15 protein-coding genes are annotated in these 17987 nt (G+C 43.4%); 2 read left to right on the top strand and 13 right to left on the bottom strand.

From position 1 onward, the window contains the following. Window positions 1-34: 34 nt before the first annotated feature. The 12 genes from ACZ43M_RS12220 to ACZ43M_RS12165 form a co-directional block, all read right to left on the bottom strand. Entirely contained in the window at window positions 35-823 is a 789-nt protein-coding gene (locus tag ACZ43M_RS12220) for a HipA family kinase (protein ID WP_464507679.1), read from the bottom strand. Next, window positions 820-1932 carry a glycosyltransferase family 4 protein gene (locus ACZ43M_RS12215; protein WP_464507678.1) on the bottom strand — a complete coding sequence of 371 codons (1113 nt, stop codon included), beginning with the start codon at window positions 1930-1932 and terminating at the stop codon, window positions 820-822. Before ACZ43M_RS12215 ends, ACZ43M_RS12220 begins: the two co-directional genes overlap by 4 nt. A 47-nt stretch (window positions 1933-1979) precedes the next feature. Next, entirely contained in the window at window positions 1980-3347 is a 1368-nt protein-coding gene (locus ACZ43M_RS12210) for a hypothetical protein (protein ID WP_464507676.1), read from the bottom strand. 293 nt (window positions 3348-3640) lie between these two features. After that, window positions 3641-4924, bottom strand: coding sequence for a YjiH family protein (locus ACZ43M_RS12205; RefSeq protein ID WP_464508012.1), 1284 nt, complete (start codon window positions 4922-4924; stop codon window positions 3641-3643). Window positions 4925-5116: 192 nt separating this feature from the next. Next, window positions 5117-6118, bottom strand: coding sequence for an agmatinase family protein (locus ACZ43M_RS12200; RefSeq protein WP_464507675.1), 1002 nt, complete (start codon window positions 6116-6118; stop codon window positions 5117-5119). After that, window positions 6096-7388 (bottom strand): imidazolonepropionase, encoded by a 1293-nt coding sequence (hutI, locus tag ACZ43M_RS12195; protein ID WP_464508011.1) that lies wholly within the window; start codon window positions 7386-7388, stop codon window positions 6096-6098. The genes ACZ43M_RS12200 and hutI overlap by 23 nt, the downstream gene beginning before the upstream one ends. A gap of 110 nt (window positions 7389-7498) precedes the next feature. Then, window positions 7499-9172 (bottom strand): urocanate hydratase, encoded by a 1674-nt coding sequence (gene hutU / locus ACZ43M_RS12190; RefSeq protein ID WP_464507673.1) that lies wholly within the window; start codon window positions 9170-9172, stop codon window positions 7499-7501. A 209-nt stretch (window positions 9173-9381) separates the two neighbouring features. After that, window positions 9382-10863 (bottom strand): helix-turn-helix domain-containing protein, encoded by a 1482-nt coding sequence (locus ACZ43M_RS12185; protein WP_464507672.1) that lies wholly within the window; start codon window positions 10861-10863, stop codon window positions 9382-9384. A 31-nt stretch (window positions 10864-10894) separates the two neighbouring features. Beyond that, window positions 10895-11281: an acyl-CoA thioesterase gene (locus ACZ43M_RS12180; RefSeq protein WP_464507671.1), complete on the bottom strand. Its 387-nt coding sequence runs from the start codon at window positions 11279-11281 to the stop codon at window positions 10895-10897. Between the two features lie 165 nt (window positions 11282-11446). Continuing rightward, a complete protein-coding gene (locus tag ACZ43M_RS12175; protein ID WP_464507670.1) occupies window positions 11447-12493 on the bottom strand; it encodes an ATP-grasp domain-containing protein in 1047 nt (348 codons plus the stop codon). A 153-nt stretch (window positions 12494-12646) separates the two neighbouring features. Continuing rightward, on the bottom strand, window positions 12647-13147 hold the full coding sequence (locus ACZ43M_RS12170; RefSeq protein WP_464507669.1) for a flavodoxin domain-containing protein: 501 nt from the start codon (window positions 13145-13147) through the stop codon (window positions 12647-12649). A 151-nt stretch (window positions 13148-13298) separates the two neighbouring features. Beyond that, window positions 13299-14225 (bottom strand): alpha/beta hydrolase, encoded by a 927-nt coding sequence (locus ACZ43M_RS12165; RefSeq protein WP_464507668.1) that lies wholly within the window; start codon window positions 14223-14225, stop codon window positions 13299-13301. A gap of 192 nt (window positions 14226-14417) precedes the next feature. On the opposite strand from ACZ43M_RS12165, the gene ACZ43M_RS12160 reads away from it, so the two are divergent. Then, a complete protein-coding gene (locus ACZ43M_RS12160; RefSeq protein WP_464507667.1) occupies window positions 14418-15752 on the top strand; it encodes an alkaline phosphatase family protein in 1335 nt (444 codons plus the stop codon). Then, window positions 15749-17023: an MFS transporter gene (locus ACZ43M_RS12155; protein WP_464507666.1), complete on the top strand. Its 1275-nt coding sequence runs from the start codon at window positions 15749-15751 to the stop codon at window positions 17021-17023. The genes ACZ43M_RS12160 and ACZ43M_RS12155 overlap by 4 nt, the downstream gene beginning before the upstream one ends. A 41-nt stretch (window positions 17024-17064) precedes the next feature. Here the strand turns inward: ACZ43M_RS12155 and ACZ43M_RS12150 are convergent, their stop codons facing one another. After that, window positions 17065-17961 carry a carbohydrate kinase family protein gene (locus ACZ43M_RS12150; protein ID WP_464507665.1) on the bottom strand — a complete coding sequence of 299 codons (897 nt, stop codon included), beginning with the start codon at window positions 17959-17961 and terminating at the stop codon, window positions 17065-17067. Window positions 17962-17987 lie beyond the last annotated feature (26 nt).

The following is a 17987-nucleotide window of genomic DNA, read 5'->3' as shown; positions in this document are numbered from 1 at the left end:
CAACCCAGGCAGTTTTGAAAAATAACCCCCATCCCTACTGGATGCGGGAGTTATTCTTGTTAGCATGCAGCGGACGATATCTCCTGTTAAGATACTTTTCCAGCAATTTAGGAAGAATTTTATGACGCCGGGTTACAAGTGCTGTTACCATCGCCTTTTTTTCTTCCTTCGACACCTTCCAATCGTCAGGAATTAACTCAACTATTTCCTCCATTAACAGGATCGGCATCGTTTGAATGATTTCCAGTGCCTCATAAAATTGGGTCTCATCCTCAATAAAGCCGGCCATCATTTGATGGGTTGCACTTTTGATTAGACGTGCAGGCAGTTTTTCAATATCGGCCCGCAGCCAATTATAGGAGCCAAATATCTCAGCCTGGTCAATGGCCCAAAGCTTCCAACTATTTCCTGACTCTTTTCGAAAAAGAACATTTTTTCGGGTTCGGTCACGGTTTTGCAGCCAATAATCAAAAACGATAATGCCTGCTAATGACTCCTGATTCTCGATCTGAGAAACCGAAATCTCATGGCCATTTAAACAGTCAGGAATATATAATGAGGCAAATTGGTATTGCGATTCATTCATCTCCGTTAATTCGGGAATCCCTTCCGTGAATTCCCGAGGGATTTCCACGATTCTTGCAAAAGGGATCGGCAGGCCAAGATACCTTCCTAAACAATAGCCTACCCATTCGTTTGGCAAAGATTTTTCAAACCCTGGCTGGAAAAATTTGACTGCGTAGTCTTTTCCATCACTAAACGTGATGAGGTGAGCATTTGATTTTCCATCCAATTTCCGCTGATAAGTAACGGGTGAAATCATTGAGGATTCACCCCCTTATATACGGAATGGCCGTCAATCATCCCTTTAATGAGCTCCACATATTGTTGTGCCACCACACCAATCGCAAATTTTTTCTCGACTCGCTCGATAGCAGCCTGGGACATTTGCCCGTGCAGCTCCTGGTTATCGATAATTTTATATATCTGAGCGACAGCATCATCGACATTCTGACCACGATACAATAGCCCGGTCTCACCATTTACAACCAATTCGTTGATTGGCAAAATATTGGATGCAACGACCGGCACACCGCAGACCATTGATTCAATAAAGGTGTTACCAAATGACTCTGACTTCGTTGTTGAGAGGGTACAGCCGCCTGACTCACGTATTTTTGCATAGACATGCGGCATTTGCTGATAAGGTATAACCGGGAACCATTTAATGATATCGGTAAGCAGCTCTTGCTCGCGTGCCGCAGCAAATTCCTCACGCTGAACACTCTGTGCTCCGCCAATCAGCCAAATTTCAACATCATTCCGCTCAGCCTTGATTTTTTTGGCTACTTCAATTAGCATCGGCCAGTTTTTCCGCTTATCGGTACGGCCAATCCAACCGATGATTTTCTTTTCCTTTGGGATTTCTGGTATGGTGCTTAAATCGATTTCGCCCGCTGGCAATGCCTTGAAGAAGGTAGTATCGACGCCATTGTAAATGATATGAATGGGGATCTCTTCCGTCAGAATTGAAACGAGACGCTTTTGGTAATTTGATGGAACCACGATTAATTGTGGATCAATCCCGCGAAATGATTTTAAATGGGGCATTAGCTTGATTAGTTCAGGGGTACGGGCCTCTATTAATACAGGGCCTTTATATTTGGCTTTGCGAATCCACTTATAAGCAGCGCCTGTATCACAAACAATAATGGCGTCATAGGCACTTTTCTTAATAATTTTTATTATCTCTTGTTCATCCTTGGTGAGATAGACTTTTGCCACATCCTGCATGATATGAAGTCCGCCGTGGTCGGTTGTATAGAGAAATTCTGTTTGTATCCCCTGTTTTTTAAAATACACGGACCGGTTGCGCCAGCCGGCATTTACCCCGCCAACCGTGAGTAAACGCCAGATGACAAGTATCCTCATATTTTCGATCACCTCTCTTTTTGGAGGCTCCTCCTCATCAATCTTAGTTAATGTTTTCGATGTCCGCTGCTTCGATTATGACCTTTCCCTTTTCTTTTTTCGTTGTGCCGGCGATCGCGATCGCCTTCATAGCTTTTGGAACGTTCCTTCTTTTTCCCATGCTTTTCTTTGTCACGCTTTTCCTCTTTTTCCCGATTCCGCTTGCGATCGTCTTCGTCCCATGTTCCAAAATCGAGATTGATTTTTTCACCTTGTCCACGTTTTACCAAGAATTCGTCAATTTTCCCCATCACGGCATCAGGGTCGTGCCCAAGGGCCAGCATCGTTTTCACCCATTCCTCTTTAAATACCTTGTGCATTAGACCAGATAACAGAGTCACATAGTTTTGTTCATCATCTCTGGTTTGCAGTTTACTAGTTTTCAACTTTTTGTATTTGTCAGGGTTTTGGATGAGCACACCATAAATTTGTCGTGACAGCTCTTCCATGCGGATGTAGTGCAGCCATTCCTCATAAACCTGCGGGGCCATTTCTTTTACATGTGATAGAAATATGGCCTTGTTTTCTTCACCAAGTGAAGTTAACAGCTTACGCGGATATGGATAGACCCGGTCACGCCAAACCGTTCTGGCAACGTCAATGACTTTTAAACTCCCATCAGGCTGCAAATAAATCTGGCGTTTATGATGGTCAATTCGTTCATAGCCGATTTCTTTAAAAACAATCAGCATTTCGATTAATTTACGTGAAAGTTCCCGAGAGAGCGGTTGTGACTGCAGGTATTCGCGAAGATCTACTCCCTTAATGATTTCCATTGCAATATATAAATTCCCTTTGGCATACACCTTAGGAAACAGATTTGTATGTTGACCTAGAGATAGAGCATAATACTCACGCTCGCAGTCCTCTACATTGCCAAAAACCTTTACACAAATTCCGTCCGAAAAATAAAAAACAGCACCCTGTCGCCCTTTTCCGATCATCCTTAGTCCTGAATGATTTACGACTTCCACATCTGCATTTACCTGATTTTGAACTGTAATTCTCGTTACTAGCTTATCGAGTATACCGGTTAATTTTCCCGATAAGACGTTAGAAAACGGAGTGTAACCCAGATATTCCTGCATCTCTACCCCTTTCATCAGTTCCATTGCGATATAATGCCTTCCTTTGGCATAAACCTTTGGTACAAGATTGGTATCCTGTGCATTTGAAAGGGCCCGAAAGACATGGGTGCAATCCTCTTCGCTGCCAAACACCATTACACAGATTCCATCCTGATAGTGAAAAACGGCTCCAAGTGGGCCTTTTCCAAGCATATAAAGCTGTGAATAGTTCACCACATTCACGTTATCGTGGGGGACTCTTTCGACCTTTATTCCCCCAATCATAAATTCCAAATGCCTAATATCCATTTGGTTCCTCCTTTCTTTGAATTTCTTTTGAAAATAGACCTTGTTATTGAAGAACGTTTCTTCGTGCATGCTCAAGGCTGTTCTCCATTACTCTTACTCTTAAAATCTGTTCTATCCTCTTCTATAGTTAATTCATGTTAGGACAAAATGGTTAAGGCTTGTATCATGTATCCTTTGAACTATTTTATGAAAATAGAAAATTCTTGTTGCCACTGCTATGAATTTCTTTTTTGAAAAAATAAAAACCTTGACTGATCAAGGTTTTTTAATGTGGAACGGACTAGAGACTTTTGTCAAAAAATTAAGAAGGCAATCGGTGCTGTTAGCAGAATAGTGAATACAACCCTTTCGAACCAAATAACAACCATCTTTCCAACTGTGAGCGGAATTTCTGTTGACAGGACACATGGTACCACTGCGGAAAAGAAAATGATGGATGAAACAGAAACGACGGCAATGACAAACTTTGTTACAAGTGCGGCTTTCGTTACCAGAAGTGCTGGAAGGAACATTTCTGCAATTCCAACAGCACTGGCCTTTGCCGCTAACATCGGCTCCGGCAGCTGGACAAGGGCTGTAAATGGATAGAAAATATATCCCAACCAGTCAAACACCGGCGTAAACTCAGCTAAAATTAGGCCCAGCAAACCCACTGACATAATAGAAGGCAGTATCCCCATTGTCATCACAAAGCCGTCTTTTAGATTATCCCATATGTTTTTTCCAAAGCTTGGTGATTGGCTTGCGGTGATCATTGCTTCCTTCCAAGCAGTTTTCACACGGTCCTTTTTAATAATGACTTCTTGGTCACCTTCCATATCCTGATAGTAGGAATTACTCATTTTTGATAATGGCCAAATCCGGACTGTGATGGCGGTTACGATAAATGTTACGACTAGTGTAACCCAGAAATAAGCGTTCCACATATCCATTAAATTCAATGTTTTCGCGACAACAATCATAAATGTAGCTGACACTGTAGAGAATCCGGAAGCAATTATTGCCGCTTCTTTAATGGAATATTTTCCTTCTTTAAATACACGGTTTGTAATGAGTAGTCCAATCGAATAACTTCCAACAAACGAAGCAACGGCATCGATTGCCGATCTTCCCGGGGTTTTCCAGACGGGTCTCATGATTGGTTGCATGAAAATTCCGACAAATTCAAGTAAACCATAGCCTACCAATAATGCAAGGAACACAGAACCGATCGGTACCAACAATCCTACAGAGATCACTAATTTATTAAACAAAAATGGTGCCATGTCCGGGTCAAAGAACCATTTCGGACCTACATTAAATACCAACATCACTCCAGCGACAAGACCCAATACTTTCAGAATGGAAAAGATGAGGGTAACACTATCCTTATTCCATGTTTTCTTATAGAAAGGGTAGACTGCACCAAGCAAAATGACGAGCAGTGCATAATAGGGCAGCAGTCCAGGAACCGCTGCCTGAATAAACGAAACAAAATGATCAAGTATAATCGACGACTTTCCATTTAAGGTAATAGGTACGAAGAAAACAAAAATACCTATTGCACTAAACACAAAGAACTTCATCACATCCAACATATTTCCATTCGGTACACCTGTTTGCACCACTTTTCCAGTCTCCACTGAATGATTTGCCATACTCCATCCTCCTTAAATAATTCCTATTTGATTTGTTCGTATATTCTCCTTTACATATTCCGGGCATTTGTCCGCCTGGGGCGGACAATGCCCAAAAATGTCTTTCTGTGGTGCCTGACACCATTTGCCGCTTTATCCCTGTCGTAACATTACACCTGTTAAGTATGTGAGAAATACGTGGGTGCCGAGTTTGACGGTTGGTTGGACCGCGGTGTCTTTTAGCGGGTCGAGGCAGACGATGTCCATGGCGTTAACTTTTGGGTGCCGGCCCGCGGCCAGTACGCCTTGAAGCAGTTCGGCGGTTGTCATGCCCCCCGGCGTTGAGGCCGGTACCCCTGGGGCATAGGCGATATCCAAGACGTCCATGTCCACTGTTAAGTAAATAGTGTCTACCTTCGCTGCCAGTTCCTCCAAACATGCCAGGACTGTTGCTTCGATTCCCATCTTTCGAGCCTTACCCAAGGTAATATAGTTTACACCGTGTTCGTCGGCATATTGCTTTAAGTCCTTAGTATTAAAAAACCCATGAAGGCCGATGTTGTACATATCCTCACCCTTGACCACACCGCTTTCAATCAGATTCCGCATCGGTGTTCCATTAGATGGCCCGTTATCACTCATGTCCCGCAAATCAAAATGGGTATCAAACTGGATAATCCCAATCCGCTCATGCGGTTTTGCCTGATGCAAACCTTTCACCATCATCGCTGTGATGGAATGATCGCCGCCAATGGCACAAATCTTCGAATCTACAAAATGCCGATGAAGGGCATCCGACGCAGCGATAATATTATCATGGCAACAGCGGATATCTGTCACATGCATTGGCACATCACCCGCATCTATTGCCGTTTTTTCAGCCAAATCAATATCCTCGTCCAGGTTATAGGTGGTGAAACTTTTCCAAGTGCGCCGGAAAGCATCGGGAAATTCCGATGCCCCCGATGCGCTGATGGAGGAACGGGACAGCGGCACACCAACAACGACGAAGTCTGCTTCCTTGGATTGTTCCGGGTCAGAAACTGCAGACAGTGGCTTAATCCATTCGTGAACCTTTGCAGCCGAATCCCCATCTTCCGGCCGTACCCAAGTAAAGCCAGGCGGAATCAGTTTAGGATAAAGAAAGCTCTTCAACCAATTGCCCCCCTCTGACAACCACCCGGCCACCCTTGACCACAGTGTCCGTATGGTTCACTCCATAAGAGTATTGAAGTTTCATATAATTACCTACGCTGAATATAGTGACGTCTCCCTTTTTGCCCACTTCAAGCGAACCAATTTCCTTACCTCGGTTAATCGCATGAGCTGCATTAATAGTCGCGGCGGTAATTACCTCTGCTGGCGTCATGCCCATTTTCAGGCAGCCTAGGCTCATAATAAACGGCAGCGAAACTGTTGGCGATGACCCCGGGTTGCAGTCCGTTGATAAGGCGACCGGCACGCCAAGATCGATCATCTTTCGCCCATTTGCCGATTCAGCCATTAAAAAGTAAGCCGTTCCTGGCAGCAGTACTGCGACTACGCCCTTTTCCGCCATCGCTGAAATGCCCTTCTCCGAAGCTTTCAAAAGGTGATCGGCCGATATTGCACCAACCTCCGCGGCTAATTCTGCCCCTTCATATGGCTCGATTTCATCCGCATGGATTTTCGGAATCAATCCATGGCGCTTCCCAGCTTCTAAAATTATCCGCGACTGTTCCGGCGTAAACACGCCATGCTCGCAGAATACGTCATTAAATTGTGCAAGCCCCAGCTCGGACACCTTCGGAATCATTTCTTCCACCAGTACACGAACAAACTCATCAGGATTTTCTTTGTACTCCTTCGGAATAGCATGTGCCCCCATAAAGGTGGAAACAACGTCACAAACATGTTTTTCCTGAAGCTGCTTTGCTACTTCCAACTGTTTCAGCTCTGTCTCCCATTCCATCCCATAACCGCTTTTTGCCTCGAGCGTTGTAACACCATGGCGCAAGAATTGATTTAAGCGCTGATAGCTTTCTTGAAAAAGCTGTTCATGGGACGCGGCTTTTGTTGCTCGGGTTGTTGCATGAATCCCGCCGCCGGCATTCATGATTTCCATGTACGTTTTTCCCTGCAGACGCATATTAAATTCATTTTCCCTGCTTCCGGCATGGACCAGGTGGGTGTGTGGGTCGACGAGTCCTGGGGTAACAAGCTTGCCGCTTGCATCCACTACCTCTGCCTCAGCAAGTCTGTCATGGTATTTCACCGCCAGTTCTTCATCTGTTCCAACGGCTTCTATGACACCTTCTTCAATCCAGACACTGCCGTTCTCGATAATACCGAGCTCCGACATTTCTCCTTTTACCAATGGTGCCTCGGAACTTCCCTGTAAAGTGACAAGCTGCGCCGCATTTCTTATAAAAATTGCCTTCTTCATTTCGCTTCCCTTCCTCTCCGTCGAAGTACCAATACTCACCCCATAAAAATCAAAAGACTGAAGGTCTTGGACTGAAACGCCCAAAACCTGTCCCTCCATTTTTTTCAAAATTAGTCCTTCTTCAGCATGGGCATCTTAATGCCTTTTTCTTTTGCTGTTTTAATCGCAAGATCATACCCTGCATCAGCATGGCGGACAACCCCCATACCAGGGTCAGTTGTTAATACCCGCTGCAGGCGTACTTCGGCTTCTTTCGTACCATCAGCAACGATCACCATACCGGAGTGCTGGGAATAGCCCATGCCAACTCCGCCGCCGTGATGCAAGGATACCCAGCTTGCCCCGCCGACTGCATTGATTAAGGCATTTAGAATCGGCCAGTCGGAAACAGCATCACTGCCATCCTTCATTCCTTCTGTTTCACGGTTTGGCGACGCAACTGAACCGGCATCCAAGTGGTCGCGGCCAATTACAATCGGTGCGGAAACCTCTCCGGAAGCTACCATGTCATTAATTAGTTTGCCAAAACGGGCACGATCACCGTAACCAAGCCAGCAAATCCGGGCAGGCAGGCCTTGAAAAGCGATTCTTTCCTGAGCCATCTTAATCCATTTACAAAGGTGTTCATCATCTTTAAACTCGCGAAGCAGGACCTCGTCAATTTTTCGAATATCTTCCGGATCGCCGGAAAGTGCTGCCCAGCGGAATGGGCCTTTTCCTTCGCAGAATAATGGACGGATATAAGCCGGAACAAAACCAGGGAAATCAAAGGCATTTTCTACGCCTTCATCTTTAGCAACCTGACGGATGTTATTGCCGTAGTCAAACGTAACGGCGCCTTTTTGCTGCATTATCAGCATGGCTTTCACATGAATCGCCATGCTTTGCTTCGAAAGCTTGACATATTTCACTGTGTCTTCAGCACGTAATTTCGCCGCCTCTTCTAACGAATAACCTACCGGGATATATCCGTTTAATGGATCATGTGCGGAGGTTTGGTCTGTTAACACATCCGGGTTGAAGCCTTTTTCAATCATTAATGGTAAAATCTCAGCCGCGTTACCAAGCAAGCCGATTGATAACGCCTTTCCGACAGCTTTGGCCTCCTGAGCCATCCGCAGTGCTTCATCCAAATCATAAGCTTTTACATCCAAGTATCTCGTTTGTATCCGCCGGTCGATTCTTGTTTCATCCACTTCAACTGCTATACATACACCATCATTCATTGTAACGGCCAATGGCTGGGCGCCCCCCATACCGCCAAGTCCGGCTGTCAGCGTGATCGTATGCTTTAAGGAACCGCCAAACTGCTGACGAGCCAGTTCGGCAAACGTCTCATACGTACCTTGGACAATTCCCTGGCTGCCGATGTAAATCCAGCTTCCTGCGGTCATTTGCCCATACATAATCAACCCTTTTTTATCAAGCTCATGGAAATGCTCCCAATTTGCCCAGGCAGGAACCAGGTTGGAATTGGCCAACAAGACGCGCGGTGCATCCCTATGAGACTTCCAAACTGCCACTGGTTTACCGGATTGAATTAATAAGGTTTCATCTTCCTCTAATTCTAGAAGCGTTTTTACAATAGCATCAAAGGATTCCCAGTTACGCGCTGCTTTTCCGATCCCGCCGTAAACGACCAAATCTTCAGGCCGTTCGGCAACCTCCTGATCCAAATTATTCAACAGCATCCGCAGTGCGGCTTCCTGAATCCAGCCTTTTGCATGCAATTGTGTGCCTTTATAATTTTTCACAACTCTTTTATTCGTTGTATGCGCTTCCATTAAATTCACTCCCCGTAATTTGAACTTGATTACATTATAAGGATGAAAACTTCAGAAAAATATCATTCAATCATTGGAAAAATGAAAATATTTATTGGATTAAACGTAATTTATTTTGGTGTTTTGTCTTAAAACTATAATATTCTTGGAAACTAGCATTATTTTTGGAAAACAAAAAAGACCTGCCTGTTAAAACTGGTCTTTTCCTTCTATTTATTGTTGTTTCTATATTCCCTCGGTGACATGCCGTTATCTTCCTTGAACATCCTGCTAAAATAATTCGAATTTTGAAATCCCGTTATCAACGAAATCTCTTTAATCGGCATATTACTTTCAATTAACAGTCTCCTGGCTTCTTTTAACCTGATTTTAGCTAAAGCATCCGTAAAGCTAGACCCTGTTTTCTTTATAAAAAGGTGACTGAAATAGGACGGATTGCGGTCAACAAACTTGGCTACGTCCTCAAGCTTTAGCCCGCTGTTGGAAAAATTGGCCTCCATAAACGCGATTCCCCGCTCAATCGGGTCTTGTTTAAAGTTTTGGATGTTATCCTTGGCGCCAACAAATATTCTTTGGATAAAAAGGATCAGATTTTGCACTGTTCGATAAAGCACTGCATCATACAAAATTGAGTTAAAGATAGTACGATATTCATTTTCATATTTCGCCACTTCATCAAGCTGATTTGTCTTCATAAATCTTCTTATTTGGGCAAGAATGCTGGTTAATCGGATTCTTACCAGCCCTGGGTCCGGATAGGGTTCCTGAAGTTGCAAATATTCGTCGTACAGCCAGTTTTTTATTTTTTCTAAATCCAAGGCTGCCAGCATTTCCACCCATTCCCGCTGCTCGGGAGGTGCGAGAAACGGGTCAATATGAACCCATTCCGGCGGGACATCAAATTGTACGACTTGCCGATATCCTTTATAATAGGTAAACTCCAGCATTTTCTTCGTCTGCTGGTATTTTTCGTTTAGTGACAATCCGGAAACACGATTATTCCAATGGACCACAATCGCGAGTGGTTCCGAAAACTCTTCCTCCCATTTTCGCATCATTTTCTGGCACTGTTCGGTTATATTTTGACAGGAATTTTTAAACAAAAGTATGACCATATCACTTAAACCAAAGATTCCCTGTTGGTCTTTAAATGAATATTCCGTTAAATAGGAATGAAGTGTGCTGATTACTTCTCTGCTTTCGGTTTGGAAAGCGGCAATATGGTAATTTTCTTCTTCTCCGTGCTGTGGTAAAAATAAAAGTTCATACCGAACATCTTTAAATGACTTGGAAGTGAAACCCTCATTTGGACTTTTTCCACTTATTTTACGGGATGCTCTATGTAACACTGATTTCACTTTTGTGGGTGAGAAAGGTTTAATTAATAAATCCAAAGCTTGCAAGTCAATAGTCTGGCGGGCTTTTTCAAAGGTAGCTTCGGCACTTGTTAAAACGAGCACGGGGTCATAGATTTGCATCAAGTTGCGGAAACTGGACCAATCCTCCTTGTTGACCATATCAAGTTCCATCAGGATAATATCCGGAGCCTCCCGATCGAACAATACAATAAATTCCTGATAATTGGCTGCTAAGAAAATGCCCGTAACCGGAATCGATGACGTTTTTATCATCCATTTTAATCCTTCCCGTTCGTTTAAATCGCGGTCCGCAATCAGCCATTTTCCTTCCACTTACCTTCCCCCCTTTCCGTTGACCACCTTATCACTTTGTCACTAGTTCTGCATCTTGATAGAGCAAGCTTCTAACTCCCTGAGGAACGGCCGTTTTTACTCGCGTCTGCCTATTAATTGTTGTGAGTACCACTTGGGCAGATGCAACTAGTATTCCTTGTTTACTCTCCATTCTCTGCATAAGTGTAAAGCTGGTATTCCCTACTCTTTCAAGCCAGGTTCTTACTACTAAGATATCTTTATTGAAAACCTCTTTTTTATAATCCACACTTATATGTACGGCTACAGCTTCTACCCCCAGTTCAGCACAGAAACGATACCAGTTATTTCGAGCCTGGTCAAAATAATCAAAAAGCTTCACATTGCTTACATGTCCTTTACTAGTTTCTGCAATTACTTCCAGTTCCGAATATGTCAATCTGACCCACCTTCCTTTACTACAGCTTTAATTATTAGAATATTCTACACCATTTTCAAACAATAATAAAACCCGGCAAATTAAGTCACCCATTTGCCGAGCAGATAAATACCTTATTTATCCATTTTGTCCGCCTCAGGTGGACGAAATGGAAGATTTGTCTTTCTATGGTGCCTGACACCAACCGTCTTTGAGAATCATTTCCTTCTCGATGTGACTGGCGCGAATGCCATATTTCGGTCTGACTCCGCCAATTTCTTCACCAAGTAAAAGTTTGATGGCCAAGTATGGGAAGTTGATGCCGGAGAGGCAGCTGATGTGCATGCCGCCGCTCATGCGGGGGTTTATTTCAAGGAGCTTTGGCACTCCATTGTTGTATTTCAGTTGGATGTTGAAGATGTAGGGCAATTTGAATTCCTGGTGAAACTTTTGTGCAAGTTCTATCAGTTCCAAGTGATTCACAAGCTCTCTAACCCGTCCATCCCCTTTCATTCTTGGTATCGCCGCGAATAACTGTTCACTTGACGCTAAACAATCAATACTATATTCCCGGCCATCCAAATACTCAAGGACCATTAAATCTTGGAATGTCTCCTGCTGGCCTAAAATATCACAGGCATAACTAAAAGGGATCCGAAAGCTGGTTCCATGACGCAGCAACTGGTCAACAGAATCAATTTCATCCTTGATCACCCGAAAACCATTCGCCCCTTCTCCAATCACAGGTTTAAAACAAACCTGGTGCCCTTTCTCCTTCAACTTTTCGTACGCCGCTTTAAAGTCATGGACATTATTGACGATAAAATGGTCAGGTATGGAAAAAATGGTTGTCCCCTCTGCCTCTCTCTTCAAAAATGCTTGATAGGCTGCTGCCTTATTGTCGAGCGTTTCCACCAACTCCGCATAAGGGCATACCAAAACCTGTACACCAATCGCCTCGAAATCTGCCAGCCTTCTTGAAATCATGACATTCTCCTTGCGGGGAATGAAAATATCAATTCCATGCGTCTGACAAAAATCCAAGCAGAACTCAATATATTTATCACCGGAAATATCCGGCTCCACATAGGCATGGTCACAATATTGTAAATAGAGCGCATCCTTATTTGGACTTGTCCCATAAATGACAAATTCCCGTTTGTCGGGATTGGCTCGAATCATTTCAATATAATGCGAAACTGTTGTAAACCATCTGTTAAACCAAATCTTCATGATTACCTCATCTCGTTGTCGTATTTTTTCCAGTATGTTCCAAACGCTTGAAAAATTATAACGATAATTTTAACAAAAAGCAAATTTCCTAGAAAAAACCCCTTCATCCATAAAAAACGCCCCTTCCTTGGAAAGAGGCCAGTAACGCAAATTTTAATAATTTAAGGAGAAATTCCTATCATTAATTTTTGAAGCAAATTCCATGATGGCCTTATTATCAAGATTGGAGCGGTCTTCTACCACTCCGTCCACTTTTTTGACAACCTGCCGTTCAAAGAAATTCATTTTTGAAACGAGAAATTCCCCGCCAAATAACCCCATTGCTGCAGAATTTTTTCTTAGCTCCTGTGGAAAAGCGTTATTAAATTGCTCTATTGCAAGCTCTCCTTCCCGCATGCAGCAAAGAAACAGACCCAATTCCTTTTCCAACAATTCGGCATGGTATTTAGCCATAAATTGCCTTATTCTTCTTTGAATTGAACCTGCATGGATCGAACCGCCGATAATCACTGTATCAAAATCATCCAGTTCGAAATGAACCTTATCACGCTTTAGATCTACTGATAAAACTTCACCCTCTAGGTATTCGGCTACTAAACTGGCTGCCCTTTCTGTCGTACCATGAGATGAGCAATAAACAATTAACGTTTTCATAAAATATGCTCCTCCTTCTCACTATCAGATTCAAATACAGCCTATAACAATCGCTCATTCACAAAATCCCAAAGATTATAGCATGGCCTATTATCAGTATAAACCATTCATCCCCAACTGCCCGAACCATAATTGGCAGTATTATGACAATTCACCGGTGCTTCTGTGATTGATATATGCTTTTTGCAAACTGGCCGATTTGATTTACTGCCTTTGTCGCTTCAGGTAAAAATTTACCGCTGATTTGCCAGACGTGCCACATACCGTCCCACGTCTGCATTGTGACCTCTACCCCTCCCAGTCTTGCCTGAGCAGCGAGCTTTTGGGCATCACTTTGCAGGATTTCGTGGCCTCCTGACTGAATTAACATAGGCGGCAAGCCGGTCAAGTCGGCGAAAACCGGCGAGATCAACGGATGGTCCAGCCGGTGCTGACCAGCATATAACCGAGCCGCCCGTCTAACTGAACTAACTGTCAAATACGGATCCTTTTGTTGATTTTTCACATAGCTGTCCCCGCTGCTAGTTAAATCTACCCAAGGTGATAAGCAGATAATAGCCGCAGGAAGAGGTTCATTTTGATCCCGAAGCACCAAGGCGGTAACAACACTTAAACCAGCCCCGGCAGAATCACCGGCAAAAATGATATCAGCAGGCCGGAACCCTTGACGTAAGAGCCAACGATAAACCTGAACACCATCTTCAATTGCCGCCGGAAACGGATATTCTGGGGCAAGCCGATACTCCGGCAGGAGAACTTTCACCCCGCAAGCCTCGCCAATTTTTGCGGCCAGCGTCCGATGGATGTCAGCCGAACCGTACTCATATGCGCCTCCATGCAAATAAAGAATGACTCTATTTTCATTTGACGTTGGAAAGCTCAACCATTCCGCATATAATTCACCAATTCTAATCTGTTCACATTGGCAATTTCCCGGAAGTTTGCCAAGCCTTCTCCCAATCTCATCGAACTTCTTCCTGCGTGCAGTCAGTCCTCGTTCCCGCAGTTTTTTTGTCGCCAGTCTTTTTACAAATAACTTCATAAGGTTTTCAAAAATAAAATTTTGAAAGCTAGGCATGCAAAACACCTTCTTTATTAACCATAAATTATTCTACTTTCATTATACTGGAAAAATCTTCATTACCAACTATTGCAAGTTCCCTTTCGACAGTTTCTATCATTTTTTCAAATATTTTGTAAATATTCTGTAACAATCACAGCACCTATAGTACAATTGAAATAGCTGGTACATAACTTTCGGAGGGTTTTCATGAAGCGACTTACCGACCACCTCATCATCATATCTTTTGATTGTCTTTCAGCTTTAGACTATCCAATTATTAAGGATTTGCCCCACTTTCAAAGTATTTTAAAAAATGGGGCATTAGTGGAACGTGTTGATACAATTTATCCATCCGTCACCTATCCTTGTCATGCGACCATCGTGACAGGCAATTATCCGAACCGCCACGGAGTCATTAACAATACACTTCTTCAACCAGGAAGGATTTCTCCCGATTGGAATTGGTTCCGGAGCGCCATCAAGTGTACAACCCTCTATGATGAAGCCAAAAAGGCCAACCTGACAACCGCCGCTTTGTTGTGGCCAGTCACTGGCAAAGCCAACATTGATTACAACATGCCTGAAATTTTTGCTAACCGCCCTTGGCACAATCAAATACTTGTCTCGCTGCTAAACGGAACACCGAGCTATCAATGGGAAATGAATAAACGCTATGGCCATATCCGCAACGGATTAAATCAACCGGAACTGGATGATTTTGTCCTTGAGGCTGCAGTCGATACAATTAAAACTAAAAAGCCGAATCTGTTGATGGTCCATTTTACCGATTTGGACTCCATGAGGCATTATCATGGTTTTTCCTCGAAGGAAGCCATGGCAGCCATACACCGTCATCATACAAGACTTGGCAGAATGATAGATGCCCTTCAGGAGAGCGAAATCTATGAAAACTCTACAATAGTTGTTTTGGGAGATCACAGCGCATTAGACGAAGACAAGGCAATAAGTCTAAATGTGCTATTTCGCCAACAAAACTTGATTACCGTCAATGGGAAAGGAAAAATGACAAATTGGAAGGCCTACTGCAAAACATGTGATGGTTCAGCATATATTTATCTTAAAGACCCCAGTGATACAACTACCTATGAAACTGTAAAAAATCTTTTGGTTTCATTGCTTAACGATCAGGATGGCGGAATAGAGCAAGTTCTAACTGGTGCAGAAGCAGCCAAACAAGGGGCTGATGCTAACAGCGCATTTATGATTGAGGCCAAACGAGGATATTTCATTTTAGAAGACTATCACGGAGAATATTTAAAAAAAATAACCCCGGAAAACACAAAGGCCGATAAAAAATATACACAAGCAACGCACGGCTATTCACCGAAAAAAGAAAACTATGGCACAATTTTGATGGGTGCTGGAAAAGGGATTAAAGCTGGTACTATCCCTTCGGCACGTCTGATTGATGAAGGGCCTACCTTTGCGAGACTTTTGGGTGTTAGTTTAGGTGATACCGATGGCAGTGTTATCGAGGAACTGTTAGATTTTGAATCTAATCAATTGGGGGAAAATGTATGAGCACGATGACAAAGCAAGAAAAGAGCTGGGTGTTTTATGATTGGGCCAACTCTGCCTATTCAATCCTGATTACCACCGCTGTGTTCCCGCTGTACTTTAAGGCAGCAGCAACACAGGCCGGGCTTGCGGGCTCTACTTCTACTGCTTACTGGGGATACGCCAATTCGTTTGCAACACTGTTAATCTCTCTTTGTGCTCCGGTGTTAGGCAGCATCGCGGATTTCCGCGGGTTTAAGAAACGATTCTTTACCTTTTTCTTTGCATTAGGCATTATTTTTACCTTTTTACTCGCTGTAGTCCCAAGTAATCAATGGCTGATTCTATTAATCTGTTATATGCTTACGGTCATCGGCTTTGGTGGAACAAATATTTTCTATGATGCCTTTCTCGTCGATGTCACCACGGAAGAGCGGATGAACAAAATTTCCTCCCGCGGCTATGCAATGGGTTATATTGGCAGTACGATCCCATTCATAATAGGAATTGCCCTGATTATCTTAGCCCAGAATGAAATCTTACCAATCTCAGTCTCAGTCGCCAGCCAGGCCGCGTTTGCCGTTACTGCTTTATGGTGGGGCTTGTTTACGATTCCAATGCTGAAAAATGTAAACCAGGTTTATTATAAAGAGCGGGTGCCAAACCCAATTGCCAACGGCTTTAAGCAGCTGTTTGAAACGTTTAAGAAAATCAAAACGTACCGCCCATTATTCCTGTTCTTAATTGCCTATTTCTTTTATATTGATGGAGTTAATACGATTATTACGATGTCGACCGCGTATGGTTCAGATTTAGGAATTGATTCTACCAATCTGTTAATCATCCTATTTGCCACCCAGGTTGTAGCAGCGCCGTTTGCGATCCTATATGGCAAGCTTGCTGATAAATTCAAAGGCAAAACGATGCTCCTAGTCGGTATTTTAATTTATATCGTGATTTGTATTTATGCTTATTTCTTAAAGACAGTTTTAGATTTCTGGATTCTTGCCATGCTTGTCGCGACCTCCCAAGGCGGTATTCAGGCACTCAGCCGGGCGTACTTCGCGAAATTGGTGCCGAAGGAAAGCGTCAACGAGTTTTTCGGCTTTTATAGTATTTTTTATAAATTCGCAGCCATTCTCGGTCCGTTTTTGGTCGGGGTCACCGCCCAAGTGACAGGTAATACCAATAGCGGCGTGTTCAGTTTAGTAGTCCTGTTTGTCATCGGCGGGGTTATCCTGTTAAGGGTACCGGAAGGGAATAAACTAACGCAATCAACTACGATATCTCAATAATGAAAAAGACGCCATTCCTCTTTAAAAGGAAAGGCGTCTTTTTATATCGACCCTAACTTCATTGTAGCGCGTGCTCCAACTTCATTGGCAAATTGAACGTAACTCTCTAATTGGGTATCATCCTTTGGGGTACCTAGTTCATGGAATTTTGATAGAACGGCGGCCATGAACGCATCCCCCGCCCCAGTTGTATCAATGGCCTCCACTTTGACACTTGGTACAACAATTTTTTTGCCATCATGAACTGCACAGGCCCCATCCCCGCCCATAGTAACAAATAGATAAGGGACTCCGTATTGAGTAAGTTTTTCCAAACCTTCTTCTAAACTGTTTGTTTCTGACAGGAAAAATAATTCCTCCTCTGCCATTTTTACAATATCGGCACGGCTCAAAAAGGACAACACCGTTTGCCGGCATATTTCTTCACTTTCCCACCGTTTCAGGCGGATATTGGTGTCAAACGCCACCAGACTATCCTGTTTCCTTGCATATTCCATAGCCTTATTCGTCGTATTTCTGGCAGTTTTATGAAAAAGAGTTCCTGAACCAAAATAAAATATTTTAGCCTGCTTGAACAGTTCTTGTTCCAGCTCCTCTGCAGTAAGGAGAACATCAGGCGTTAAATTATCGTATGAGTGAAAAACTCTTTCACCATCATCGTTAATGTGAACAGTTACACTGCAAATCCTTTTCTCTAAAGCCACCGGGCAGTAGTCGAGATTCACTTTTTCCTTTTTTAATTCTTCCACCACAAACTTACTGTCTTCGTCCATCCCCAGCTTGGTAAGGTAATAGGATGGAGTGCCCAGTCTGCTTGTCCATACTGCCGCGTTTACTGTTGCCCCGCCCAGGAACCGACGATATTTCGAATTGCTTGAATCTTGAGAGATTAGATCAATAAATGCATCCCCAAGCGATATTACCCCTTGCTTACTCAACGCTGTGCCCCTCTTTTCTATGTATT

It is taken from the genome of Neobacillus sp. B24, assembly GCF_055381825.1.
This window is presented reverse-complemented; position numbering and strand designations above follow the sequence as displayed.

Excerpts from the sequence above, each read along its gene's own strand:
- ACZ43M_RS12210 (WP_464507676.1), bottom strand. The coding sequence starts at position 3,347 with ATGGATATTAGGCATTTGGAATTTATGATTGGGGGAATAAAGGTCGAA.
- ACZ43M_RS12160 (WP_464507667.1), top strand. The coding sequence starts at position 14,418 with ATGAAGCGACTTACCGACCACCTCATCATCATATCTTTTGATTGTCTT.
- ACZ43M_RS12170 (WP_464507669.1), bottom strand. The coding sequence starts at position 13,147 with ATGAAAACGTTAATTGTTTATTGCTCATCTCATGGTACGACAGAAAGG.
- ACZ43M_RS12220 (WP_464507679.1), bottom strand. The coding sequence starts at position 823 with ATGATTTCACCCGTTACTTATCAGCGGAAATTGGATGGAAAATCAAAT.
- ACZ43M_RS12215 (WP_464507678.1), bottom strand. The coding sequence starts at position 1,932 with ATGAGGATACTTGTCATCTGGCGTTTACTCACGGTTGGCGGGGTAAAT.
- hutU (WP_464507673.1), bottom strand. The coding sequence starts at position 9,172 with ATGGAAGCGCATACAACGAATAAAAGAGTTGTGAAAAATTATAAAGGC.
- ACZ43M_RS12205 (WP_464508012.1), bottom strand. The coding sequence starts at position 4,924 with ATGTTGGATGTGATGAAGTTCTTTGTGTTTAGTGCAATAGGTATTTTT.
- ACZ43M_RS12175 (WP_464507670.1), bottom strand. The coding sequence starts at position 12,493 with ATGAAGATTTGGTTTAACAGATGGTTTACAACAGTTTCGCATTATATT.
- ACZ43M_RS12155 (WP_464507666.1), top strand. The coding sequence starts at position 15,749 with ATGAGCACGATGACAAAGCAAGAAAAGAGCTGGGTGTTTTATGATTGG.
- ACZ43M_RS12165 (WP_464507668.1), bottom strand. The coding sequence starts at position 14,225 with ATGCCTAGCTTTCAAAATTTTATTTTTGAAAACCTTATGAAGTTATTT.
- hutI (WP_464508011.1), bottom strand. The coding sequence starts at position 7,388 with ATGAAGAAGGCAATTTTTATAAGAAATGCGGCGCAGCTTGTCACTTTA.